Annotated in this window: 21 protein-coding genes; 20 read left to right on the forward strand and 1 reads right to left on the reverse strand. The window is 41.8% G+C overall.

What is annotated here, in order from left to right; genetic code table 11:
* Window position 1 precedes the first annotated feature (1 nt).
* The 9 genes from MFP28_RS03470 (at window position 2) to MFP28_RS03510 (ending at window position 8,368) form a co-directional block, all read left to right on the forward strand.
* Window positions 2–700, forward strand: coding sequence for a hypothetical protein (locus tag MFP28_RS03470; RefSeq protein WP_002905965.1), 699 nt, complete (start codon window positions 2–4; stop codon window positions 698–700).
* A gap of 5 nt (window positions 701–705) precedes the next feature.
* Window positions 706–1,806 (forward strand): AAA family ATPase, encoded by a 1,101-nt coding sequence (locus tag MFP28_RS03475; protein ID WP_002905966.1) that lies wholly within the window; start codon window positions 706–708, stop codon window positions 1,804–1,806.
* A gap of 107 nt (window positions 1,807–1,913) precedes the next feature.
* Window positions 1,914–2,669 carry a TraX family protein gene (locus MFP28_RS03480; protein ID WP_002905967.1) on the forward strand — a complete coding sequence of 252 codons (756 nt, stop codon included), beginning with the start codon at window positions 1,914–1,916 and terminating at the stop codon, window positions 2,667–2,669.
* Between the two features lie 169 nt (window positions 2,670–2,838).
* Window positions 2,839–3,618: an ABC transporter ATP-binding protein gene (locus tag MFP28_RS03485; protein WP_002899832.1), complete on the forward strand. Its 780-nt coding sequence runs from the start codon at window positions 2,839–2,841 to the stop codon at window positions 3,616–3,618.
* Entirely contained in the window at window positions 3,599–5,599 is a 2,001-nt protein-coding gene (locus MFP28_RS03490; RefSeq protein WP_002905968.1) for an ABC transporter permease, read from the forward strand. The genes MFP28_RS03485 and MFP28_RS03490 overlap by 20 nt, the downstream gene beginning before the upstream one ends.
* Before the next feature lie 150 nt (window positions 5,600–5,749).
* Entirely contained in the window at window positions 5,750–6,616 is an 867-nt protein-coding gene (locus MFP28_RS03495) for an ABC transporter ATP-binding protein (protein WP_002905971.1), read from the forward strand.
* Between the two features lies 1 nt (window position 6,617).
* The gene (locus MFP28_RS03500; protein ID WP_002905972.1) at window positions 6,618–7,463 is read left to right on the forward strand and encodes an ABC transporter permease; all 846 of its coding nucleotides are present in this window, start codon (window positions 6,618–6,620) and stop codon (window positions 7,461–7,463) included.
* Between the two features lie 22 nt (window positions 7,464–7,485).
* On the forward strand, window positions 7,486–7,941 hold the full coding sequence (locus MFP28_RS03505; protein ID WP_002905974.1) for a LytTR family DNA-binding domain-containing protein: 456 nt from the start codon (window positions 7,486–7,488) through the stop codon (window positions 7,939–7,941).
* A 10-nt stretch (window positions 7,942–7,951) separates the two neighbouring features.
* On the forward strand, window positions 7,952–8,368 hold the full coding sequence (locus tag MFP28_RS03510; protein WP_002905975.1) for a DUF3021 domain-containing protein: 417 nt from the start codon (window positions 7,952–7,954) through the stop codon (window positions 8,366–8,368).
* 122 nt (window positions 8,369–8,490) lie between these two features.
* Here MFP28_RS03510 and MFP28_RS03515 read toward each other — a convergent pair whose 3' ends face one another.
* Entirely contained in the window at window positions 8,491–9,444 is a 954-nt protein-coding gene (locus tag MFP28_RS03515; protein ID WP_002905976.1) for a hypothetical protein, read from the reverse strand.
* Between the two features lie 107 nt (window positions 9,445–9,551).
* On the opposite strand from MFP28_RS03515, the gene MFP28_RS03520 reads away from it, so the two are divergent.
* From MFP28_RS03520 to MFP28_RS03570, 11 genes are all read left to right on the forward strand, one after another.
* Window positions 9,552–10,163 carry a TetR/AcrR family transcriptional regulator gene (locus tag MFP28_RS03520; protein WP_002905977.1) on the forward strand — a complete coding sequence of 204 codons (612 nt, stop codon included), beginning with the start codon at window positions 9,552–9,554 and terminating at the stop codon, window positions 10,161–10,163.
* 202 nt (window positions 10,164–10,365) lie between these two features.
* The gene (locus tag MFP28_RS03525; protein WP_002905979.1) at window positions 10,366–10,713 is read left to right on the forward strand and encodes a hypothetical protein; all 348 of its coding nucleotides are present in this window, start codon (window positions 10,366–10,368) and stop codon (window positions 10,711–10,713) included.
* Complete coding sequence (locus tag MFP28_RS03530; protein ID WP_002905981.1) at window positions 10,714–11,070, forward strand: class Ib ribonucleoside-diphosphate reductase assembly flavoprotein NrdI; 357 nt, start codon at window positions 10,714–10,716, stop codon at window positions 11,068–11,070.
* A 33-nt stretch (window positions 11,071–11,103) separates the two neighbouring features.
* Entirely contained in the window at window positions 11,104–11,289 is a 186-nt protein-coding gene (locus tag MFP28_RS03535) for a hypothetical protein (RefSeq protein WP_002905982.1), read from the forward strand.
* Between the two features lie 289 nt (window positions 11,290–11,578).
* The gene (locus tag MFP28_RS03540; RefSeq protein WP_002905984.1) at window positions 11,579–13,432 is read left to right on the forward strand and encodes a SpaA isopeptide-forming pilin-related protein; all 1,854 of its coding nucleotides are present in this window, start codon (window positions 11,579–11,581) and stop codon (window positions 13,430–13,432) included.
* A gap of 186 nt (window positions 13,433–13,618) precedes the next feature.
* Window positions 13,619–14,359, forward strand: coding sequence for a class I SAM-dependent methyltransferase (locus tag MFP28_RS03545; protein WP_002897119.1), 741 nt, complete (start codon window positions 13,619–13,621; stop codon window positions 14,357–14,359).
* Window positions 14,360–14,687: 328 nt separating this feature from the next.
* The gene (locus MFP28_RS03550) at window positions 14,688–19,907 is read left to right on the forward strand and encodes a SpaA isopeptide-forming pilin-related protein (protein WP_002905985.1); all 5,220 of its coding nucleotides are present in this window, start codon (window positions 14,688–14,690) and stop codon (window positions 19,905–19,907) included.
* A gap of 163 nt (window positions 19,908–20,070) precedes the next feature.
* Entirely contained in the window at window positions 20,071–21,258 is a 1,188-nt protein-coding gene (locus tag MFP28_RS03555) for an NADH-dependent flavin oxidoreductase (RefSeq protein WP_002905986.1), read from the forward strand.
* A 346-nt stretch (window positions 21,259–21,604) separates the two neighbouring features.
* Entirely contained in the window at window positions 21,605–21,733 is a 129-nt protein-coding gene (locus MFP28_RS03560) for a hypothetical protein (RefSeq protein ID WP_263281503.1), read from the forward strand.
* 178 nt (window positions 21,734–21,911) lie between these two features.
* On the forward strand, window positions 21,912–22,673 hold the full coding sequence (locus tag MFP28_RS03565) for an ABC transporter ATP-binding protein (RefSeq protein WP_002894797.1): 762 nt from the start codon (window positions 21,912–21,914) through the stop codon (window positions 22,671–22,673).
* Window positions 22,673–24,661, forward strand: a complete 1,989-nt coding sequence (locus MFP28_RS03570; protein WP_002905990.1) for an ABC transporter permease — start codon at window positions 22,673–22,675, stop codon at window positions 24,659–24,661. The genes MFP28_RS03565 and MFP28_RS03570 overlap by 1 nt, the downstream gene beginning before the upstream one ends.
* Window positions 24,662–24,688: the final 27 nt, after the last annotated feature.

Genomic DNA, 24,688 nt, shown 5'->3' on the forward strand with positions numbered 1-24,688 from the left:
TATGGAAAATAGATTGGGTCTACAAATCACTAATCATGATTTTGAAGTAGCTAAGGAACAATTAAAGAAATTTGCTGAGCAAGATACAGAAAATTTGAAGTTCGAGAAAGTTCGTACTCATGAAAAAATTTTCGATTTAGAATTTTCAGAGCATGGTGTGACGGGGACAGAGTTTAATAAGTTAATCGAACAAATACAAAATTATTTTGCTAATTTTTATGATAGACAACAAGACTTAATTAAGGAGTTTGGACAAGTTTATCAAGCACTTGAGATCCTGGATAAAGATTATATTCAAGCTATTTTGAGTACTGTAAAAGCAATAGAAAAAACAAATCAGAATATTCAAATAGAGCAAAAAAGGCTGGATAATAGTATTAAGAGACAAGAGTCTACTCTTCAAGTTTTGAAAAAATTCAAAGATGATATTAATGATTTTAACTCTAAAATTAATACAAATGAATCTATTAATTTAATTAAACAAGTGGAGACTCAGGCGAAGCAGTTAGAAAAAAGTGTCATTTTAAATAATGAATATAAAGTGAGTAAAGATAATCAAATTTTTAAATTACAATTAGAGTTGACAAATACTCATCAACAGTTTCAAAATGTTTCTAATAAGTTGACAACTGTCTTTATATTATTAGGATTTACAATTGCTACTTTAATATTTATATTATTTTTTAGTTTATTGAGGTAGTCACTATGAATAGTTATCAAACTGAATTGATGGATTTAACTATAAAATTAGATGCAATTACTGGCTCGCACGGTTCCCTTATTTCTCTAGTGCAAAAGGTTATCTCAAATTACTCTGATAATAATGCGACAATTTTTTTAAGAGAGATTTCTAAAATATATAAAAATGAAGCAACAGGGAGAGAAACTAGAAAGCTTGCAAAAATTGTATCGGATGATTTGTTGAAGTTTGTTGGATATTCTTATATACGAGATTCCAAAAATAAAATACAGCCAAAACTAGATGAAAATATTTCTTTAGAAGATTTGCAAAAAGAGTTAAATCAATTAATTGGATTAGAGAATGTTAAGAAAGAAATTAATAATTTAGTTGCTTATCAAAAGGTTCAGTCTTTAAGAAAAATAGAAGGTTTAAAAATACCTTTCCGTACTTTACATATGGCCTTTACAGGAAATCCGGGAACAGGAAAGACAACTGTTGCTAGAATCATAGGAAGAATGTACAAACAATTAGGTTTATTATCGAAAGGTCATTTTATTGAGGCTTCGAGAACAGATTTGATTGCTGGTTATCAAGGTCAGACAGCTTTAAAAGTAAAAAAAGTAATTGAACAAGCTAAAGGTGGAGTATTATTTATTGATGAAGCGTACAGTATAACTGAAAATGAAAATAGTGATTCGTACGGGCGTGAATGTTTAACCGAACTCACGAAAGCTTTGGAAGACTTTCGTGAAGATTTGGTTGTTATTGTTGCAGGTTACACAAAACCGATGTGTACTTTTTTTGAATTAAACGCCGGGTTAAAGTCTCGCTTTAATCGATTTATAGAATTTAATGACTATACTGCTTTAGAATTATTGGAAATTTTAGATGTTCTATGTTTAAAAGATGATTATAAAATAAGCGAAGACTTGAGGAGAGTTTTATTATCTTTCTTTTCAGATGAACTTGGTTTGTCAAACGATAATTTTTCGAATGGAAGATTTGTTAGGAATATATATGATAATTTAGTCATGCAACAATCTATTCGCTTAAGTAGAAAAGAAGGAATTACTTTAGACGAACTCTCCTTACTAGAGTTAGATGATTTTCAACAAAAGAATTAAATCTTACAATTTTGTAAGGTTTTTTGTTTGAAATGAAAGGTTAGGTTATGGTACCGGCCTTTCTTTTTTATTATCATAGAGGCAAGAAATAAGAAGGAGACAGAAAAATGAAATCAAAAGGTATAAATGCTTTTCAGTTGAAGCTCTTCATGGCATTTCTTATGGTTTTTGACCATATCAGTCAGATACCGGGGCTAGTGCCGGACGGCTGGGATGGCGTCTTGCATGCCCTAACCCGCTGTGTCGGAGTCGCATTTGCCTTCATGGCAGTGGAAGGCTTTCTCCACACTCGCAACCGCCTGGCTTACAATATGCGGCTCTTCTTTTGGGCAGCCCTGATGCAAACAGGAAACTGTATCCTGACGCTTCTCTTTCAGGAGAAGGGCATTTACCTCACTCACAACATCTTCCTGACCTTGGCCTGCGGGGTCCTCATGCTGAGTCTTTTCTTTGGCTTTTCTGAAAATGGCGGAGCTGCTAAGGATAGGAAGCGTGGCTTGCGGATAGCAGCAGGAGTATTAGTTTTGCTGGCTGGGCTTCTCTTTAGCGAAGGTGGCATGGCTCTGCTTCCTTTCATGCTCTTGACCTACCTTTTTAGAAACCAAGTCTTTTTCAGAAACTTGTCCTATGTAGTTTGGGCGGGAGTTCTCTTTGCCATGAGTATTCAAATTTATCCAACCTTGCAGGACACGCTATCGATGTTGCTCTATAATTCAGACTGGCTCTTTATCAGTGTTCTTCCTCTCTTGCACTTCTACAATGGTGAGCGAGGATCTAGCAGCAAATGGAGCAAATATTTCTTCTATATTTTCTATCCAGCCCACCTTTGGCTAATTGCTTTGATTGCCTTTTGGGTAAAATAAAGTCCATCTCATCTTACAAAAGTGTAAGATTGCACTTTAAAATGTAAGCTTAGGTTATGGCAGGGCGGTTGGTATTGAGATAAAATAGACTTATCAATTAGGAGACAGTTCATAAATACTGCTAAAAGCAGGGCTTTAATAGGAGCCTGCTGAATAGAAAGGAAGCAAGATGACATTATTAGACGTACAACACGTGAAAAAGATTTATAAAACTCGATTTCAGGGCAGCCAAGTGGAGGCCTTGAAAGACATTCACTTTACAGTAGAAAAAGGTGAATATGTCGCCATCATGGGGGAGTCAGGCTCTGGTAAATCCACCCTGCTCAACATCCTAGCCATGCTGGACAAGCCGACTGAGGGTCGCGTCTTTCTAAACGGAACTGACACAGCAACCATCAAAAACAGCCAGGCTTCCAGCTTCCGCCGAGAGAAATTAGGCTTTGTCTTTCAGGACTTCAACCTATTGGACACCCTGTCAGTCAAGGATAATATTCTTCTGCCGCTAGTCCTCTCTCGCCGTCCCATTACCGAGATGATGCAAAAGTTGGTTACAACCTGCAACGAACTGGGGATTAACAAGCTGCAAGAGAAATTTCCTTATGAGATTTCCGGTGGCCAGAAGCAGCGGGTCGCAGTGGCTCGGGCTATTATCACAGATCCAGAGATTCTGCTGGCGGATGAGCCGACGGGAGCCTTGGATTCCAAGTCTTCGGCAGCCCTGTTGGATGTCTTTGACGACATCAATGCCCGCGGTCAAACCATTCTCATGGTGACTCACTCAACGGCGGCGGCTAGCCGCGCCAAGCGAGTGCTCTTTATCAAGGATGGGATTCTTTATAATCAAATCTTCCGCGGTGACAAGACCGAGCGGCAGATGTTCCAAGAGATTTCTGATACTCTGACAGTTATGGCAAGTGAGGTGGGCAATTATGTTCAAACTAACGAGTAAACTAGCTTTGTCCAATCTAGTTAAAAATCGCAGTTTGTATTATCCATTTGCTTTGGCGACGGTACTGGCAACAGCGATTTTGTATAGTTTTGTCTCACTAGCTCATAGCCCCAATATGGAGGTCTCTTATGGCGGTGCAGCTGCTCGCATGACCTTGCAGTTTGGTATCCATGTCATTCAGATTGCCGTCCTTATCCTCATCACCTATGCCAATAGCTTCGTCATGAAAAACCGCTCCCGAGAGTTGGGAGTCTATAGTCTGTTGGGCATGGAGAAAAAGCATCTGCTAGTCATGACCTTCTTTGAACTCTGTGTCTTTTATCTACTTACAGTTGGTCTGGGTATCTTGTCTGGCCTAGCTTTAGATAAGATGCTCTACGCAGTTCTTTTGAAATTGATGGGAATGCCGGCAGTTCTTGCCTCGACCTTCCAATGGCAGAATGTCTGGATGACTCTAGCTAGTCTGGGTGTCGCTTTTGCGGTGATTTTGCTGCTCAACTCTACGCGTCTTCTACGCTATAGCTCTCTTAATCTAATGAAAGAAAAGAAAGCAGGCGAGAAGAAGGGACGCTTCCTTTTGCTGCAAACCTTGCTGGGGCTTCTGCTCATGGGTGTGGCTTATTATATGGCTTTGACCGTTACCAAGCCTGTCGCTGCTATCGGCAATTTCTTTATAGCTGTGGTTATGGTTATCATCGCAACCTATCTGCTTTTTAATGCAGGTTCGATTACACTATTGAAATTTCTCAAAAAGCGCAAAGGCTACTATTACAAAACGCAAAATTTCATTTCTGTTTCCAATCTCATCTCGCGGATGCGTAAAAATGCAGCAGGATTGGCAACTATCTCCATTCTATCTACCATGCTCTTAGTGACTCTGGTTGGTACAATCAATATCTATGTTGGGGGTCAGGATTATATTACAACCTTGCATCCAAAGGATTACAATGTCAGCGTCGTCTTGCCGAAATCGACCGATCAGAAGGAGGCTCTGTTAGACAAGGTCCAGCAAGTCGCTCAGGACACAGGTCTGAAGAAGCCAAGCTATACTACCTATCTCTACCAATCAGCCTTCATCATGAAATTAGCTGGTAATGATGTGACAGTTCCAATGCAAAGAGAGCTGGAGTCGGATACAAGTATCTTGACCAAGTCTGCCGGCACGATTACAGTTATCAATCGTCAGGATTATGAAAAAATGACAGGGGAAAAGATAGACTTGGCAGACAATGAAACCTTAGTTTACGGGAAAAATATTTCCTTAAATAAGGACAAGCCTCTTCGAGTGAATGGCAAGGACTGGAAGATTAAGCAGCTTTTATCGTCGAATTTCACGCATGGGGAAATTCCTAATCCAAACGATGTGACCATGGAGCAGGGTCTCTATATGGTGGTCAATGATAACAAAGAGGTTAATCTCGATGTGGATCATTACTACTACATTGGAGTTGCTTCAGAGACTAAGGGAAGTAAAAAGTTTGTCGAGCAAGTCCAACTGGGGTTGAGGGACACTTTGGATCAGGAACAAGCTCAAGATGGTAGCTTCGCAATGGCTAGTGACCGTTATAGTTCAGAAAAGAGCTATCAAGAACTTACTGGAACCTTGCTCTTCATCGGTGTCTTCCTCTCGGTTATCTTCCTCCTAGGAGCTGTTCTAGTAATTTACTACAAGCAAATCTCTGAAGGATATGAAGACCGAGATGGCTTTATCATCTTGCAAAAAGTTGGTTTAGATGAAAAGCAGACTAGAAGTACCATTCGCAAGCAGATTTTGACTGTTTTCTTCCTACCTCTCATCTTTGCTTTTCTACATGTAGCAGCGGTCTTTCACATGTTGCGCTTGATAGTTGCCCTACTAGGTGTGACCAATCTTCCTCTTTTGATTCAGACAACACTTGCAACTTGCGGAGTCTTCCTCCTGACCTATATTTTAGTTTTCTTACTGACTTCACGCAGTTACCGCAAGATTGTCGCCCGCTAAGAGCAAATCCCTGACCTCTGGTCGGGGATTTTTTGATGTCTGGATTTTTACCTCTCATCTCCCTCATTTTACCGCTTGTCCAAAAAGCCGAGATTTTTCAAAAAAGACTTGCTATCATAGTCTCAGAAGTAAAGAAAAGGAGAAAAGATCATGTTAGTAGAAACGAAAAATCTTAGCAAGGTTTATGGCGATAAGGTGGCAGTTAATGATCTGAATATTCAGATTGAGAGAGGCAGTTTTACAGCTATTCTAGGCCCTAATGGTGCAGGAAAATCGACAACTATCCAGATGCTGATAGGGCTCTTGCGGCCGACATCCGGGCAGATTTGCTATGCTGAAAAGCTTAAGTTGGGTGTGGTTTTCCAAAACAGTGTGTTGGACGCCCGGCTGACAGTTTTGGAAAATCTGACTATCAGAGCCAAGCAGTATAAGGAGATGACGGCAGGTAGAATCGAACGCTTGGTCTCTCAGCTGGGCTTGTCAGCCTTCGCCAGCCAGCACTACGGGACACTTTCTGGCGGCCAAAAGCGTCGGGTGGACATTGCGCGAGCCCTGCTCAACAGTCCCGACCTGCTTTTTCTAGATGAGCCTACGACAGGCCTGGACATTCAGACTCGGGAGAGTATTTGGAGCCTACTCAAACGGATTCAGAAAGAAGAGCAGATGACCATTGTCTTGACAACCCACTATCTCAATGAAACTGATGATGCAGATAAGATCTATATCGTAGATCATGGTCAGGTCATTGCCCAAGGCTCTGCAGACAAGATTAAGGGAAACTATGCCCGCAATGTCTTACGGATTTTAAGTCAAGATGCAGCAAGTTTAGAGAAAAGCTTGCCAAGAGGCTGCGCTTGGGAGCAAGTCAAGGAAGGGGAATTTATCCTCCACCCTAAAACGACTCAAGAAGCTCTGACCTTATTGGCTCAGGCTGGTTCCTATATCGAACAATTTGAATTCCAACTCGGAACCATGGACGATGCCTTTATGGCACTGACAGGAAGAGAGGTACGCTAATATGCTCGCTTTGATAAAACGTAATTTTTTACTTTATTTCCGCAACCGCAGTGGGGTAATTTTGTCCCTCTTCGGAGCCATTATTCCCTTTGTGCTTTATATCATTTTTTTGAAAAATAATTACAAAGACCATTCCAGCCAGCTGATGGACTTGTGGCTGATTGGCGGCGTGTTGGCAGTTACAGGATTAACGACCACATTGGCAGCTTTCTCTCGGCAGGTCGAAGACCGGGAGCGGAAGGTGACAGACGACCTCTTTATCACAGACTTGGGACCATGGGGCTTGCAGCTTAGTTATCTTGTCAGCTCTGTTATTATCGGCTTTTTGATGCAGGTCATTATGTTTGCCTTTATGCTCAGCTATTTTACGCTAGCGGATAACATTTCCTTTGAGTGGGGAATCCTTCCTTACCTGGTTCTTCTGATGATCTTAAACAGCCTCTTGGCCACACTGATAAATGCTCTGATTGTTCAATGCTTCAAATCAGTGGATAGTTTAGGGAAATTGGCAACAGTAGTCGGAGCAACTTCTGGTTTTCTAGTGGGTACCTATATCCCCATTGGAACCTTGCCGAATATGGCGCAAAACCTGATGAAGCTTACGCCTTCTAACTACATGGCATCTCTTTTCAGACAGGTTCTCATGAAAGAAAGTCTAACAGATACTTTTACTAATAGCAGCCAGTCACAAGCAACTTTTGAAAAAACAATGGGAATTCGCATTGAATGGCAGGAGCTCTTGACAAGGACAGAAACTTTCTATATAGTTGGAGTAGTTTTAGTTGCAATAGCGCTTATTTGGATGGTGCAAAATATGATTGCCATCCGCCGGCTGAAACTACAATAGAATGTGAATAGGGAGCTTCCTCTTGCAAGCAAAATTTGAAACAGATCCAACCATTTCATCCAAGGATCCGCTGGTTGTGGTCAAGGCAGACCAGCTAGGGGCAGAAGCCAAGGCCATCTTAGATTATTTAGAACAGTACAAGGCAGGGCCAAGTGGCGTCCTGCCTATCAAGTCGGACGATAAACTGGTCATGTTGAGGACAGAAGATATTATCCTAGCAGACATCAACCAGACAACTCTGATGATTTACAGTAGAGATGGCATTTACCAGACGACAGAGACCTTGACTCGCTTTCAGCAGCGGATTAGCAGCTCGAACTTTATTCAGGTTTCCCGGCATGCTGTTATCAATATTGACCATCTGGAGTCTTTGTCTGACAGCTTTTCTGGCAATATGACGGCCAAGCTGACCAATCAAATCAAGACCGAAGTTAGCCGTCGCTATGTCAAACTCTTGATGGAATATCTGGGAATCTAGGAGGTAAGTGATGAGTATAAAAAAATGTCTACACGCTATATTAATAGGCATCCAAACAGGGAGTGCAGTCTATCTGATTGTCCTTGCTCTCTCTATTCAAAAAAATCCGCCCACAACAAGTAATATCGTCAGTGTCATGGTGATGAGCGGCTTGATTGGGATTATCAGTTCAATGTTAAAAACTCTTGAAGATCGATTCTCTTTTTCAGTCTCGATGTTACTGCATTTCGCCGCTGTCGCAGTCTTAGTATGCTGTTTCATGGTCTATAATAACTGGGGATTTTTAATTGCCAGCTGGCATTTCTGGTTTAATTTTATTCTGATTTATCTCTTTGTATGGCTCTTTCGTTACTTGGATACAAATCTTAAGACCAAGAAGATTAACAGCGCCTTGGCTAAGCGCAGAAAGGAAAAAGAAGGCAAGTGACTTGCTGAAAAACGTTCTGACAAGCATATTATAAAAACAAATGGAGCTGGATTGTATCCCGCTCCTGTTTTTTGTATCTAAAAAACCCAAGCTGGATTTTCTAGCTTGAGTTTTATGTGATATTACACTCCCAATCTGATATGAGGGAAGTGGTTGTAGAGATAGTCAAAGGTTGACTGGAGTTTGGTATCTGTTGTTTTACCAATGTTCTTAATAGGCATTTGGTATTTCTTTTGATTGTTTCGAACAGCAACTAAGGTTGAGTTTCTGTTTGAAGCAACGAAGCCGCGATGCATGGTGAGAATATGGTGGTAGAGATGGACGACCTGTTTGAGATCAATTGCTTTGAAACCTCGATAGTAGGTAATGAGATGGTCTTTATAAACAGCAATTTTCAGCACATCGTCGTGGAAAGAAGCTTGCTCAAGCAGGATATTGAGATTGTCCTTGGCCTCTGGATAGGCTGCATAGATTTCTTCGTAGGCAGCGATATTTTTCTTGCGGCCGATAATTCCTATAACGACAAAGAAAGCACTGAGTCCAATCAAAAACAGAATATAGAACATGAATGCAAGATTGTCAGATTCAAATTCAGTGATAGAGATATAGGAGCTGCTTGACATTACTGTGATGACTTCGGGATTGTCTGCTAGGAGACTGCGAACGAGGCTGCCATAATTAGAGATATATCCCTGATTTTTTTTAGGGGAGTTAGCATTAACGTAGGAGCCAACAATTCGGACAGGATTTTTTTCTAGCTCTCCACTCTTCTCTTTTTCCAAGAGCTGGGCAATCTGCTTGTCCCCTTTTTTAGCCTGCAGACCAACATATCCGTCTTGGTAGGCAACCAGCCAAACTTGAGTATTATCTTCTACTTCAATCAGGGCCTCTGGGAAAATATATGACACTTCAGCATAGACTGCTGAATCTGCTCCAGACTCGCTATTTCGGTCATAGGCAGTCTTGGTGTTGACTTTTTGGTATTGGATAAAGCCCATCACTGCAGCAACAATTAGAAAAATAAGAGAAATTACCAGTAGGGGGATGGTACCCTGGTTTCGCCTTTCCTTGAGCATAGCTCAACCTCCAAAATATAATCTAAAAAAATAATTTGATTAGCAAACTATCTTTTTTTGTATAGTATAACATAAATGCTTGACAAGTGGCAAGATTGTGTTAAAATATGAATGAACATAAAAATAAATTCATTCACAAAAGAGGCGTGGAAATGGATAAAAAAAATGAGCTCCTGGCTGCGGCTAGAGAAGTCTTTGCAGAAAAAGGCTATAAGGCAGCTGGAATTTCTGATATTGCTAAGAGAAGCCAGATGGCTGTCGGATCCTTTTACAAGTATTATGAGTCCAAGGAAGCCATCTTCTTGGAGGTTTATATTGCTGAAAATAGCCGTATACGTGAGGAAACCATGCGACGTGTGGACTGGCAGGGAGAGCCCGAGGCAATCGTTGAACAACTTTTTGCAGTTACTTTTGAGTTGATTTCACCCAATAAAATTCTGGCTGAGTGGAACAAGCCAAGCATTTCTCAGATTCTGCATGATTACTATAATCAGGATTCCGGCCGAGCGTCCAATGCCTTTCATCAGTTTCTGATTCAGACCTTCAGTCAGCGCTTGCAGGAAGAGGGCTTTTCGAAGGAGAAAATAGCTGAGATCATGAAGGTTTATGACCTGATTTACTACATAGACATGCATGTCACAGAGCAGGAATTTTCAGGCTACTTCGATAGTCTTGAGACTTTAGTTAAATATTTTGTTAAGGGAATTTTTTCCAAATAGAGGAAATTCCTTTTCTTAGAAGCAGATATGAATGAATTTATAAAAACATTCATTCATTTATTTATGAACAAAGGAGGTGATGGGTTATGTCCTGTGATTCGGAAATGGAGAGGAACGTAATTAGATAAAGTACATTATTTTTTATCATGATATGAATGAATACTCGTAAAAGTTCATTCAACAATAGAAAGTGAGGAAAAGAATGAATAAGCAAGGAGGATTTGCCATGAGCGGAATGGCTATTTTGGGTATGTGTCTGGTGCTGATTGGTCTTTTGACCATTGGCTACGGCGGTGTGACAGTTGGTTTTAGTTTGAGTGTGGATTTTCAGTCATTTTTAGTCGGAGGTCTCATTGTGATCCTAATCGGAGCAGCTTTGATTCCGGGCTTGCCAGCAGTTGCTAAGCTGACGGTACTGGCTTTGACAACTTTAGCATTGCTGATGTACATTCACATGATGCCAGATTTGGAGTTCATGCTTATGCTCATCTCAGATGTTGTGGTTTTAGGCTTTGCGGCCTGGTTTGCTATTCTTTTTTTAAGAAAGTAGGTGATGAAGATGATTGTAGTTTATGATTCAAATACTGGTGTTGGTAAACGATTTGCAGAATCACTGGGCTATCGAACCCAGACCATCAAGGAGAAGCTGGAAGAGCCTTGTATTCTCATTACTCGAAATGCTGGAGCTGGGAAAATTCCTTGGTCTACCAAACGCTTTATCAAGAAACATCCTGGGCTGATTAAAGGTTTTGTTAACAATGGCGACTCTGTTAAACACGGCCGGACCTTCTGCGGGGCGACTGCCCTGATTATCGAAAAATATGGGCTCCAGCATATCTGCGATATTGACCGAGGCGGCAGTCAAGAAGATGTCAAGACTGTGCAGGCATTTTTGGCGGAGTGCTAGTCTCATCAAGTTTCGCATAAATGGAGGACTCGTATGTCTAGGTTCAAGAACATTGGGAACTTGTTTCTGGCTCTGATTTCTGTCTTTATCCTAACGGCCTGCGGGCATGTACAGAAAGAGCCCGACACTTCAGATGAGACGGAAAGAAATTCTTCCAAACAAGAAGAAATACATCAGAATCAGGTAGATGCAACTTCCAGTGCATCACAGAAAGATTGACTTTTTGTCAAAATAGAAGAGCTGAAGTTGTTCAATGATTTTTAGGTCATCTTTTGGCCTGTTTTGCTTACCAAAAGGAGAGAGAAGACTAACATCTTCTTTCTCCTTTTTATGTTAAAACCCTCTGAGCATTCCTATAGTTTTTTAATAGTCAATATGGTACAATGAATTAGTATTGTCTTTCCAGTGTTTGTCAAAAAGGCAGAAAAACATGAAAAGAACGTGTTCGACTGGCTGGCCAATACGCTGTACTTTTAAACAAATTTTACTTGTGAGAAAGGAAGATTGCATGAATAAAAAACTGAGAGTATGGTTTCAGCTCATCATTCTCTGTCTAGGCGTGTTCCTGCCTTTCCTAGCCGGAACCCTTAAGGCTCATGCGGCGGAGCTCAATGATGTCATCACTGAGATGCACCTGACCACTAACTCTGGTGAGCAGCTGACCAATGGTGTAGATATCTGGCAGACCTTCCGAGTCTATGCTAAGTTTGCCCTGCCGGACAACCAGGCCCATGCGGGTGATACGACAGTGATTCATTTGCCGAACGAATTTACCTTTGGGAATTCCTCAGCTATTGAGCTCAAGGATGAAAACGGAGCCCTGGTGGCTAATGGAGTCCTGGATAGCAATGCCAAGACCATCACGCTGACATACACAGACTATGTGGAGCAGAAGTCCAGTGTCAGAGGCGAGTTTTTCTTCTATTCGCGGATTGACCACGAAGTTGTCACAGAGGAAAGGGATATTCCAGCTACTTTCACGGTAGGCAATAATAGAATTCCAGCCGGCAGCATTCACTATAATGGACCTCCGAAAAAGTATGAGTCTCTGCTAGAAAAGAGTGCTTTTCAGTGGGATGCCGATGCTAAGAATGAAATCCGCTACAATGTAGCCATTAACCGTAACATGGGCAACTACAAAAATGTCTCTGTGACGGACAAGCTGGGTAATACAAACGCTAAGATTGTTCAAGACTCTGTACGAGTTTATAAGGTTTCTTGGCGCTGGAATAATGGTGATTGGGCACGTGATTCGACTGAAGACGTAACAGCAGACTTCCAGTCTAAAATGACCTTTGGAGCTGAAGGTGATAGCTTGACAATCAACTTCGGTGACGTAGAAGGTTTCGGTTACCTGCTTGAGTACAAGACATTGGCTGATTATGATTTGGCTGATGGAGAGGTTGTAGGAAATAAAGCTACCATGAACTACAACAATACCGAGACCGTGTCTGTGACCAATGAATACTCTTATCAGATTGCTGGCGGAAAGTCAGAAGGCTATAACTTCAAGGTTAAGGTTCACAAGACAGATGAGTCTAATGCTTCTCTGAGCGGTGCAGTCTTTGAAGTGGTGCGGAAAGCGACCAATAAGGTTGTTGGAACAATCACGACAGATGCGGATGGGAATGCGGAAGTTGGTAATCTTCTACGCGACACTTATATCCTGCGTGAAACGACTGCTCCAACTGGTTATGACCGCCTGACAGAGGATATTACTATCAGTCCAGCAGACTTTGGTAAAACTTTGAACGTCGGCAGTCCGGCATCTGGAGATTCTGGAGACAGCAGACTGGTTGCAGTCAATGTGGTCAATAAGCAAACGCAGACTCCAACGGAAAAACAGGTTACTTTCAGTAAGGTCAATCTAGCTGGTGAGGAAATTGCCGGTGCTCAGATTCAGATTTTCAAGGGACGGGAAAGCAAGGGCAGCCCTGTCGCATCTTGGACTTCAGAAGCTAACAAATCTAAAGAAATTAACCTAGAGCCGGGTATTTACACCTTCCATGAAGAAGCGGCTCCGACAGGTTACTTGGCTGTGACAGATATTATCTTCCAAGTTAATGAAGATGGTACTGTAACAGTTCTAGACGCTAATAGCAATGCTGTAGAATATACGGATGGTAAGTTGTTCATTACTGACCAAGCGGCACCAGCTGAACCTGGTACCCCTGATAAAGCAGTTCAAGGCGGTATTAAGCCAAATCAATCATCTGATTCTGATAAAGCAGCAGACAGTCAAGGAAAATCTAAAAAAGTTCTTCCTGCGACTGGCTCTGCTGAAAGCCTTGGATTGGTTCTTGCTGGTCTGGTAGTCCTGGCTCTTTTAGGACTTTACCGTAAGACTCGACTGAGCAAATAAATAAAGAGAGGATAGAGCAGAATGCTTTATCTTCTTTTGTTTGCACATTTTTTGTCTAGTTTTTTTGCAGCTTACTTAGCAATTTCTTCCAGTTACTCATGCAGGGCAGCCACTTACGGAAAAACTCTTGTTTTTGTCTCAGAATCCTCTATAATAAATGGCAAATAGAAAAAGGAGACAGAAGATATGACAGATACAAAAATACAAGAGAAGCTGAAGCCAGGTTTGAAGTTGGCGGATTTTCAAAAAGATGGAGACATCTATCTGGCGCTGAATCCGGACTATGTCTCAGGGGACAATGCCAAGTATATGACCATGTACAATCGCTTGGCTCGCTGGTATGATTTTGGTGAGAAATGGATGGGGCCACTTCTCCATGGCAAGGCTATTGACAAGCTGAGAAAGGACCAGATGGCAGAAATAGAATGGAAGGATCATCTATCCGTCCTTTATGTCTCTATCGGGACGGGTCAAGACCTGCGCTACATTCCTGAAAATATTGACCTGAAAAGCCTAGACTTTGTTGGGGCGGATATTTCCATAGGCATGCTAAAAAAATGCCAGAAATCCTGCGCCAAGAAGACCAATCTGAAGCTCTTTCATGCTTGTGCAGAGGACCTGCCCTTTGCGGATAATAGCTTTGACATCGTCTATCATATCGGCGGAATTAATTTCTTTAGCGATAAGGCCAAGGCCATGCAGGAAATGCTGCGAGTGGCTAAGCCAGGAACTAAGATTATGATCTCAGACGAGACGGCAGACTATGTGGACCAGCAATATAAGAAGAACCACTTCAGCAAGGACTATTTTAAGGACGCTACTGTTGATTTAGGAGAAATTGAGGCCGCTATACCGGCCGGTGTCAAAGAGAAGGAGTTGAAACTCCTCTGGGACGGAAAATTTTATGCCCTGACGTTTAGGAAATAAATCAGAAGAACCGGACTTTGTTTCCGGTTTTTCTGCTTTATTAGGGACATTGCTTATCAGACACGATTGACCTTAACAATATTGATCTGATTTGCAAATGAACTATGCAAATCGTCTACCTTTTCTAAATGACAAAAAGGTAAACAAATGTAAAAAAAAATCTCCTTTTGTGTATAGCCATTTTTCTTATAGTATGATAAAATGTAGATGTAATGTATCTATAAATGTTCGCTTTTTAGAAAGTGGGCACTGACAAGATGGGGAAGCTCAGTTAGTATACAATTACATTGTACATTTAAAACTGAATATTGTGAGAAAGGAAAATTGCATGAACAAAAGGATTAGAGCATTGCTCCACCTTATTATTCTTTTTTTAGGAGTAATTCTGCCATCTTTGGCTCCACTGACTCAGGTGCAAGCAGCTGAGATTGGTAATGCTATCACGGAGATGAGTATAAAGAATTCTTCTGGTGGAGAATTAACGCAGGGGGTTGATATTTGGGAAACTTTTCGAGTTTACGCAAAGTTTGTCTTGCCGGATAACCAAGTACATCAAGGAGATACGACAACAATCACCTTGCCTTCTGAGTATGCTTTTGGGAACTCTTCAGCTATTGAACTTAAGGACAGCTCGGATAACGTAGTGGCAAATGGATTTTTGGATTCAACCAACAAGACCATTACTTTGACCTATACAAATTATGTTGAGCAAAAGTCTGGTGTCCAAGGAGAATTCTTCTTCTATGCACGAGTTGACCATGATGTTGTGAGACAAGAAGGTGACTTGAATGGTGGATTTACCGTAGGAGGTCGGATGTTGTATCCGGGAATCGTCCATTATAACGGACCGCCCAAAAGATATGACTCAAAAATTGAAAAGAGCTCTTATCAGGCAGCAGAAGACGGTAAGAATGAAGTTCATTACAATATTGCGATTAACCGCAATATGGAACATTATACCGATGTAACGATAACTGACAAGATTACCTCGCCTAATTTTAAAATCATGAGGGACTCAATTCGGGTCTATAAAATTGCTTGGCGCTGGAATAATGGAGATTGGGTGCGGGATTCAACAGAAGACGTGACAGCAAATTTCCAATCAAAAATTACGGAAAATGCTGCTGGTGATGGATTCACGATTGACCTTGGCGACATGGATGGTTTCGGGTATTTGCTGGACTATAAGACAAAAGCAGATTACGATCTAGTTGATGGTGAGCGCGTTTCCAACAGTGCTACCATGACCTATAATGGTGGTCAGACAACGACATCAGCTGAAAATCGTTCTTATCAGATTGCCGGCGGTGTTGGAGAAGGCTATGTTTTCACTATTAAGCTTCATAAGGTTAATGAAAATGGTGAGAACTTGCAAGGTGCAGAATTTGAAGTTGTTCGTGATCGGAGCGGTGCAGTTGTCGGAAAATTAACCACAGATTCTAACGGGAATGCCAACTTGGGTGACTTGTTGCGTGATGATTATACCATCCGTGAAGTTACTCCTCCTACAGGATATGATAAATTAACTGAGGAAATTAAGATTGGTTCCCAGGATTTTGGAACAGACAAATCTGTATCGCGCGAGATCGTCAATAAGAAGACGGTAACCGAGCAGGATGTAACTTTCAAAAAAGTAGATCCAAATGGGAAAGAAATTCCTGGTGCGCAACTGAAAATCTATAAAGGTGATCATGTTGTTCAGGAAGAAGCTCCCGTTGCAGACTGGACTTCTGAGGCTGACACTTCTAAAGTAATAAAATTGTCTCCAGGAACCTATACACTGACTGAAGCTAACGCTCCTGCTGGTTATCAATATGTAGAAGATATCACATTTACAGTAGGTGCTAATGGTACTGTTGCTCTTGTGAAAAAAGGAGCAGAAGATACCGTTCAAGCAGCAGGTTCAATTCTGACGATTACTGACAAGGAGGACAATAGTCCTAAAGCCATTACCTTCAGTAAGGTCAACCTGGGCGGTACTGAGATTGCTGGCGCTCAAATTAAGATTTTCAAAGGCAACAAAGCGCAGGGTCAAGCAGTAGAAAGCTGGACTTCCGAAGCTAATCAGTCTAAAGCAATCAATTTGGAGCCTGGTATTTACACCTTCCATGAGGAAGCAGCTCCAACTGGTTACCTGAAAGTAACCGACATCACTTTCCAAGTCAAACATGACGGCACAGTGGAAGTGACCAATGTCGGTGAGAAAGACTCCAAAGGTGAAAACAATAAGGTTGTGACTGACGGAGCAATCTTGAAGGTAACAGACAAGGATGACGACTCAGAACGAGATGTGACGATCAAGAAAGTAGATCCAAACGGGAAGGAAATTCCTGGTGCGAAATTGAAACTCTACAAAGGCAGTCAGATTCGTCCTGAAGCTAAGCCTCTTGCAGAGTGGACATCCGAAGCCAACGCATCTAAGGTAGTAAAATTAGCTCCAGGAACTTATTCTCTGAAAGAGAGCCTTGCTCCTGCTGGATTTGTAGCTGTAGAAGATATTAAATTCACAGTTCATTCTGATGGCACCATTACAGTTGATGCTAAAGGAGCAACAGATTCTGTTGAAGCAAATGGCTTGGTTCTTACTGTAACCGATAAAGAGGACAATAGTCTTAAAGCCATTACTTTCAGTAAGGTCAATCTCGGCGGTACTGAGATTGCTGGTGCAGAGATTAAGATCTACAAGGGAGACAAAGCTGAAGGCCAAGCAGTAGAAAGCTGGACATCCGAAGCTAATCAGTCTAAGGACATCAACTTGGCACCAGGTACTTATACCTTCCATGAGGAAGCAGCTCCAACGGGTTACCTTAAAGTTACTGATATCACCTTCCAAGTCAAAACAGATGGCACAGTGGAAGTGACTAATGTTGGCGAGAAAGACGCTAAGGGTGAATCTAACACCGTTGCAACTAATGGTTCAACTGTTACGGTGACTGACAAAGATGATGACCTACCGCGTAAGATTACCTTTAGTAAGGTTAACCTAGGTGGTACTGAAATTGCAGGTGCTGAAATCAAGATCTACAAGGGCGAAAAAGCTGAAGGCCAAGCAGTAGAAAGCTGGACTTCTGAAGCTGGTAAGTCTAAAGAATTAAACTTGACTCCAGGTACTTATACTTTCCATGAGGAAGCCGCTCCAACAGGCTACCTCAAAGTGACCGACATCACCTTCCAAGTCAAGCATGATGGTACAGTGGAAGTGACCAATGTTGGCGAGAAAGACTCTAAGGGCGAAACTAACACCGTTGCGACAAATGGTTCGACTGTTACAGTAACCGATAAGGATGATGATCTCCCGCGTAAGGTGACTTTCAGTAAAGTAAACCTAGGCGGTACTGAGATTGCCGGTGCTCAAATCAAGATTTACAAGGGCGAAAAAGCTGAAGGCCAAGCAGTAGAAAGCTGGACATCCGAAGCTGGTAAGTCTAAGGACATCAACTTAGCACCCGGTACTTATACCTTCCATGAGGAAGCCGCTCCAACGGGCTACCTCAAAGTAACGGATATCACCTTCCAAGTCAAACATGACGGCACAGTGGAAGTGACCAATGTTGGTGAGAAGGACGCTAAGGGCCAAGCTAACACCGTAGCGACAAACGGTTCAACTGTTGCAGTGACTGACAAGGACGATGATCTCCCACGTAAGGTGACCTTCAGTAAGGTCAACCTTGGCGGTACTGAAATTGCCGGTGCTGAGATCAAGATTTACAAGGGCGAGAAAGCTGAAGGCGATGCAGTTGAAAGCTGGACATCCGAAGCTGGTAAGTCTAAAGACATCAACTTAGCACCTGGTACTTATACCTTCCATGAGGAAGCCGCTCCAACAGGCTACCTCAAAGTGACCGACATCACTTTCAAAGTGAAAACTGACGGAACAGTAGAAGTGACCAATGTCGGAGAGAAAGACTCTAAGGGTGAAGACAACCGTGTTGTAGCGAATGGTGCAACTCTAACTGTAACCGATAAAGACGATGACAGTCCCAAAGCGATTACTTTCAGTAAAGTAAACCTTGGTGGTACAGAAATCGCAGGAGCTCAAATCAAGATCTACAAGGGCAACAAGGCTGAAGGCACAGCAGTCGAAAGCTGGACTTCTGAAGCTGGTAAGTCTAAGGATATAAATTTAGTACCTGGCACTTACACCTTCCATGAGGAGGCAGCCCCAACCGGTTACCTTAAGGTTACCGACATCACATTCCAAGTCAAGTATGACGGTACAGTGGAAGTGATTAGCGTAGGAGAAAAAGACGCTAAGGGCGAAGCTAACACCGTTGCAACCAATGGTTCAACAGTAACTATTACCGACAAGGACGATGATCTCCCACGTAAGGTGACATTCAGCAAAGTCAACCTCGGTGGTGCTGAAATCGCCGGTGCTGAGATCAAGGTTTACAAGGGCGAGAAAGCTGAAGGAAACGCAGTCGAAAGCTGGACATCCGAAGCAGGTAAGTCTAAGGACATCAACTTGGCACCTGGCACTTATACCTTCCATGAGGAAGCGGCTCCAACGGGTTACCTCAAAGTAACGGACATCACATTCCAAGTCAAACATGATGGAACGGTGGAAGTGACCAATGTCGGAGAGAAAGACTCCAAGGGTGAAGAGAACAAGGTCGTAACCAACGGCTCAACTGTTACAGTAACGGATAAAGACGATGATAGTCCCAAAGCGATTACTTTCAGTAAAGTAAACCTTGGTGGTACAGAAATCGCAGGAGCTCAAATCAAGATCTACAAGGGCAACAAGGCAGAAGGCCAAGCAGTAGAAAGCTGGACATCTGAAGCTGGTAAGTCTAAAGAATTGAACTTGACTCCAGGTACTTACACCTTCCATGAGGAAGCGGCACCAACCGGCTACCTCAAAGTGACAGACATTACTTTCCAAGTAAAAACTGACGGAACAGTAGAAGTAACCAATGTCGGCGAGAAAGACTCTAAGGGTGAAGAGAACAAGGTCGTAACCAACGGCTCAACTGTTACAGTAACGGATAAGGACGATAATCTTCCACGTAAGGTAACCTTCAGTAAGGTCAACCTCGGCGGTACAGAAATTGCTGGTGCAGAGATTCAAATTTTCCAAGGCAAAGAGGCAACTGGCAATCCTGTAGCAAAATGGACTTCAGAAGCAAATACATCGCATGAGCTTGGATTAGCTCCTGGAGTATATACCTTCCATGAAGCTGCAGCCCCAACCGGTTACCTAGCTGTTACCGACATTGTGTTCCAAGTGAATCTCGATGGCACAGTAACAGTTGTAAATGCTGACGGAAATACAGTAGAATACAAGGATGGGACGTTAGTCGTAACTGACCAAACGAAACCGACTGGCCCAGACAAGGATCCGTCTAAAAAAACAGATGAACCAGATCCGAAAAAATCAAATCAAGATAAACCAATAGAAAAAGACCAAGATAAACCTGGAGACAAGGGAAAGACGAAGAAAATTCTGCCTTTCACAGGTACAGAAATCAGCTTTACGCTACTTGCTTTTGGTCTGATTCTGATAGTTGGTTGTGGGGTTTATTTCGGAATCCGTTTCAAAAAATAAAACAGAAAGCAAGTGTCAATGAAAATTGACGCTTGTTTTTTTATGCAACTGACCATCGTTTTCTTACCGGATACCGGATGGTTAATACCACTTACTGAAAAGCCCTTGTTTTTGCCTCTGAATCTTCTATAATAGTTGTCAAAGAAGAAAGGATATTTTTACTATGTCTAAACAAATTATAGACCCGATTCAATTGCGCCACGGTGCCAAATTAACCAACCGTTTGGTGCTGTCCCCTATGTATACTTTTAGTGGCTTAGAAGGAGGATTTGTGTCTGATGATACTTTGCGATACTACGGAGCACGCTCTCAGGCAGCCAGTCTTTTGATTACTGAATTTCATTATGTCAGTCCATCAGGAGGGCCTTGTTACCAGACTGGCTATCCAGTTCAATTAGGTATTTACTCTGATGACCACATCGAAGGGGAGAGAAAATTAGCTACTGCCCTTCAAAAAGATGGCAATAAAGCGATTTTGCAGCTTCATCATGGTGGGATAGCAGCTTCCGGCCGTGCTTTGAAGGGTGAGGAAGTATTGGCTCCCAGTGCCTTAGATTTTTCTTTCTTGCCATATCCGGTGAGAGAATTGACCGATGAAGAAATCCTTGAAATTATCAAGGATTTTGGTCGGGCAGTCAAACGTGCAGTTCAAGCTGGTTTTTCAGGAGTGGAAATCCATGGTGCCAATCACTATCTGCTGCAGCAATTCTTTTCTAGCACTTCCAATGTTCGTCAGGACAGATGGGGTGGAACTTTGGAAAAACGTATGGCTTTTCCTTTGGCAGTAGTCGAGGAAGTGAAGCGTGCTGCAGCCAAGTATGCGCCAGAAGATTTTATTATTGGCTATCGGATTAGCCCAGATGAAATCCATAAAGGTCAAGTGGGCTATACTTATGAAGAAGCCAAGCTTTTGGTCAAGGAGCTGGTCAAGCACGAATTAGACTACATCCATTTGTCGCTTTTGGCTGGCTATGCTTCAAAACCTACAGGATCAGACAAGACCTATGCAGATCATTTTAAGGAAGTGATGGATGAGCAAACTAAACTGATTACAATCGGTGGTATCTTTAGTCAGGAAGATGCAGAAGCTGCTATTGAGGATACAGCTGCGGATTTAGTTGCAATCGGGCGTGGTACCCTGATTGACCCGCTATTTGGCTATAAAGTACAGACGGGACGAGGAGCAGAAATTGTCCATGAGATTAGCCCTGAGCAGTTGAAAAATTCTCAATTGACACCGGGCTTGCTTGAAGTGTTCAGCCGTAAGGATTCTGGCGGGCTGCCTCCTCTACCTGGTCATGACACTATTACCCATCTTCATACTGGTAAATATGGGGATGAGGGGCAGTAAGAATAGCCTGCTCAAGATAGTATTGACAGAAGTCTGAACCTCCTCTGGAAGAAAACTTCTATATCTTTAAATTTAGGAAATATATCATGAAAACCGGAAACAAATTCCGGTTTTTTATGTCCTTGATGAAAGAAGCCGATAGGTATCGGTGAATTTATGCCTATTGACGCAGTTTAAGGACAATTAAAAACTATTTTTTCTAAGTGACAAAAATGTAAGTTTAAAGGCTAAAATGAAAGGTTATCTTATGGCAGCTAGCCTGGGAATTCGCTATCCTATAAGTGTAAAGAAAAAGAAGATAAACGTCTTCCAAACTAATAATCAGATTTCAAGAAGGAGGCTTGCTATGAAAATCAATCTTTTTAACCATCGTCAAAATAAACCTAAAGCTCAAAAGATTTCCAAGGAAGAAATCGAGAAGACACGCCTAGGCTGCGCTTCCAGTCAATATTATTTCTGGCTGTACAGTCACTGATAGATTCCAGTATTTAAGGATAAGAGAAAGGTCAGTTGGCTTTTCTCTTTATCCGACTTGAAGCACAAGATGACAAAAATGTAAGATTGGCAGGCAAAATGAAAGATTAGGTTATGGAAACTTGTCTGTCTTTCCGGTATGATAGTAGTATCAAGTTAAATAAGAAAGAGGTTCGAGTATGACATTATTAGACGTACAGCATGTGAAAAAAATTTATAAAACCCGCTTTCAGGGCAGCCAAGTAGAGGCCTTGAAAGACATTCATTTTACGGTAGAAAAAGGCGAATATGTCGCCATCATGGGGGAGTCGGGTTCTGGGAAATCCACCCTGCTCAACATTCTAGCCATGCTGGACAAGCCGACTGAGGGCCGCGTCTTTCTCAACGGAACTGACACAGCAACCATCAAAAACAGCCAGGCTTCCAGCTTCCGCCGAGAGAAATTAGGCTTTGTATTTCAGGATTTCAATCTGTTGGATACCCTGTCGGTCAAGGATAATATTCTCCTGCCGCTAGTCCTCTCTCGTCGTCCCATTACCGAGATGATGCAAAAGCTGGTTACGACCTGCAACGAGCTAGGGATTAACAAGCTGCAAGAGAAGTTTCCTTATGAGATTTCCGGTGGCCAGAAGCAACGGGTTGCAGTAGCTCGGGCAATTATCACAGATCCTGAGATTCTGCTGGCGGACGAGCCGACGGGAGCCTTGGATTCCAAGTCTTCAGCAGCCCTGCTAGATGTCTTTGACGACATTAATGCACGAGGTCAAACTATTCTCATGGTGACTCACTCAACAGCAGCGGCTAGCCGCGCCAAGCGGGTGCTCTTCATCAAGGACGGGATTCTCTACAATCAAATCTTCCGCGGCGACAAGACTGAGCGGCAAATGTTCCAAGAGATTTCTGATACTCTGACAGTTATGGCAAGTGAGGTGAAGGACTAGTGTTTCGATTAGCAGCAAAATTGGCGGTATCCAATCTGATTAAGAACCGTCGTCTCTATTATCCCTTTGCACTGGCTACCTGTGTGGCTGTAGCCATTTCTTATATTTTCAACTCCTTGGCTTTTAATCCCAACCTATCCAAAATGACAGGTGCCAGCTCTATTATCTTTGTTTTGGTTCTTGGGGTCGTTATTGTAAACATCACAGCTGGAATTATTGTCTTCTATGCCAATCAATTTGTAATGAAGAATCGCTCTAAAGAGCTGGGGCTTTACGGCATGTTGGGGCTCAATAAACGCCATCTCTTTGTTATGACTTTTATTGAGCTGCTGATTTTCGGCCTAGTGGCTGTGAGTTTGGGGTTGACTATAGGTCTTCTCTTTGACCAGCTGATTTATGCCTTTTTGCTCAAGCTCATGGGTACCAAGGTGGTTCTGGTTTCGACATTTCAACCTTTTGTAATGGTATTGATTATCATATTCTATGCTTTTGTATTTTTCTGCTTGCTGATTAAGAATGGCTTTTACTTAAGAAAGTTTGATGCTCTGCAATTAGTCAAAGAAAAAAATAGCGGGGAGAAAAAGAGTCGTTTTTTACTCTTGCAAACTATTATTGGTGTGTCTTCTCTCGTTTTTGGCTATTATCTTGCTTTAGGTGTATCTAATCCGATGGCAGCCATTATCATTTTCTTCGTGGCCGTACTTTTTGTTATTCTAGGGACTTATCTGCTTTTTAATGCAGGAACAACTGTTTTCTTGCAATTTTTGAAAAAGAAGAAGACGTTTTATTATCAGCCTGATAACATGATTTCAGTATCTAATCTAATTTTTCGAATGAAGAAAAATGCAATCGGTTTAGCGACGATTTCTATTTTGTCGACAATGGTTCTGGTTACTTTATCTGGTGGAGCCAACATTTATGCTGGTGGTGATTATATGCAGAATGCCATGTTCCCGCATGATTTCAGTATCCAAGGAAAAGAAATAACAGGTGAGGTGCTGGACCAAGCTTTGACAGAGTTTGTTCAAGAGCAGCAGCTACAGATTAGTAAAAAAGTTATTTACCAGTATTATACGATAGGAGTTAGAAGCCGAGCTGGTAATCAGCTAGATATTTATTCTAAGGGACAGAAATCATTCACTCCAAATCTTTATATTTTGGCCATTTCTGAGAGTGATTATCAAGGAATGACGGGTCAAAATCTTCAGCTTAAAGATGATGAAGTGGCCATATTTGAGCAAGGACTGGAACTAGATAGCAAAAAAGATTTGCAGCTAGCTGATAAAAATTTAAAAATCAAGAGAAAATTAAAAGAAGATTTCGTTTTCGGTAATCTACCCGATCCGATGAATATGATAGTGCCTGAAAAAATCTATATGGTAGCTAAAAATCCGAGTCAAATCTTTTCTTCATTGATGAACGATTACGCTGTCAATGTTAACTATTATGGAGGATTAAATCTCAAGCTTCCAAAAGAAGAACAGAGAAAACTCAAAGAAGCATACCAAGAAAAGCTAAGCAGTTTTAATACCACCTTACCTGAAAATCAAGCTATTTACGGTTCGGTGACTGCCTTTGATAAGCAAGAAATAAAAGGAATGCTAGGCGGTATGTTCTTTATTGGAATTTTCTTATCAATCGTTTTTATGCTTGGAACTGTTCTTATCATCTACTACAAGCAGATTTCTGAAGGCTATGAAGATCGAGAAGGCTTTGTTATTTTACAAAAGGTTGGATTGGACGAAAAACAAATTAAGAAAACGATTCGTAGGCAGATTCTGATAGTCTTCTTCCTACCCCTAATCTTTGCCTTTCTTCATTTGGCTTTTGCCTATCACATGCTGAGCTTGATTTTATCTGCTTTAGGGGTGCTGAATGCCACACTTATGTTAGTAGTGACTCTCGGTGTTTGCGCTCTATTTATTGCAGTATATGTTGGTGTCTTTCTCATTACTTCTCGCAGCTATCGCAAAATTGTGGCTATGTGATAGCAGAAACAGGCTCTATATATCTTT

The organism is Streptococcus sanguinis, from assembly GCF_050234405.1.
Taxonomy (GTDB): domain Bacteria; phylum Bacillota; class Bacilli; order Lactobacillales; family Streptococcaceae; genus Streptococcus; species Streptococcus sanguinis_W.

What these genes read in the sequence shown, in the direction of transcription:
- MFP28_RS03470 (WP_002905965.1), top strand. Translation starts at nt 2, where the DNA reads ATGGAAAATAGATTGGGTCTACAAATCACTAATCATGATTTTGAAGTA.
- MFP28_RS03475 (WP_002905966.1), top strand. Translation starts at nt 706, where the DNA reads ATGAATAGTTATCAAACTGAATTGATGGATTTAACTATAAAATTAGAT.
- MFP28_RS03480 (WP_002905967.1), top strand. Translation starts at nt 1,914, where the DNA reads ATGAAATCAAAAGGTATAAATGCTTTTCAGTTGAAGCTCTTCATGGCA.
- MFP28_RS03485 (WP_002899832.1), top strand. Translation starts at nt 2,839, where the DNA reads ATGACATTATTAGACGTACAACACGTGAAAAAGATTTATAAAACTCGA.
- MFP28_RS03490 (WP_002905968.1), top strand. Translation starts at nt 3,599, where the DNA reads ATGTTCAAACTAACGAGTAAACTAGCTTTGTCCAATCTAGTTAAAAAT.
- MFP28_RS03495 (WP_002905971.1), top strand. Translation starts at nt 5,750, where the DNA reads ATGTTAGTAGAAACGAAAAATCTTAGCAAGGTTTATGGCGATAAGGTG.
- MFP28_RS03500 (WP_002905972.1), top strand. Translation starts at nt 6,618, where the DNA reads ATGCTCGCTTTGATAAAACGTAATTTTTTACTTTATTTCCGCAACCGC.
- MFP28_RS03510 (WP_002905975.1), top strand. Translation starts at nt 7,952, where the DNA reads ATGAGTATAAAAAAATGTCTACACGCTATATTAATAGGCATCCAAACA.
- MFP28_RS03515 (WP_002905976.1), bottom strand. Translation starts at nt 9,444, where the DNA reads ATGCTCAAGGAAAGGCGAAACCAGGGTACCATCCCCCTACTGGTAATT.
- MFP28_RS03520 (WP_002905977.1), top strand. Translation starts at nt 9,552, where the DNA reads ATGAATGAACATAAAAATAAATTCATTCACAAAAGAGGCGTGGAAATG.
- MFP28_RS03525 (WP_002905979.1), top strand. Translation starts at nt 10,366, where the DNA reads ATGAATAAGCAAGGAGGATTTGCCATGAGCGGAATGGCTATTTTGGGT.
- MFP28_RS03535 (WP_002905982.1), top strand. Translation starts at nt 11,104, where the DNA reads ATGTCTAGGTTCAAGAACATTGGGAACTTGTTTCTGGCTCTGATTTCT.
- MFP28_RS03540 (WP_002905984.1), top strand. Translation starts at nt 11,579, where the DNA reads ATGAATAAAAAACTGAGAGTATGGTTTCAGCTCATCATTCTCTGTCTA.
- MFP28_RS03545 (WP_002897119.1), top strand. Translation starts at nt 13,619, where the DNA reads ATGACAGATACAAAAATACAAGAGAAGCTGAAGCCAGGTTTGAAGTTG.
- MFP28_RS03550 (WP_002905985.1), top strand. Translation starts at nt 14,688, where the DNA reads ATGAACAAAAGGATTAGAGCATTGCTCCACCTTATTATTCTTTTTTTA.
- MFP28_RS03555 (WP_002905986.1), top strand. Translation starts at nt 20,071, where the DNA reads ATGTCTAAACAAATTATAGACCCGATTCAATTGCGCCACGGTGCCAAA.
- MFP28_RS03560 (WP_263281503.1), top strand. Translation starts at nt 21,605, where the DNA reads ATGAAAATCAATCTTTTTAACCATCGTCAAAATAAACCTAAAGCTCAA.
- MFP28_RS03565 (WP_002894797.1), top strand. Translation starts at nt 21,912, where the DNA reads ATGACATTATTAGACGTACAGCATGTGAAAAAAATTTATAAAACCCGC.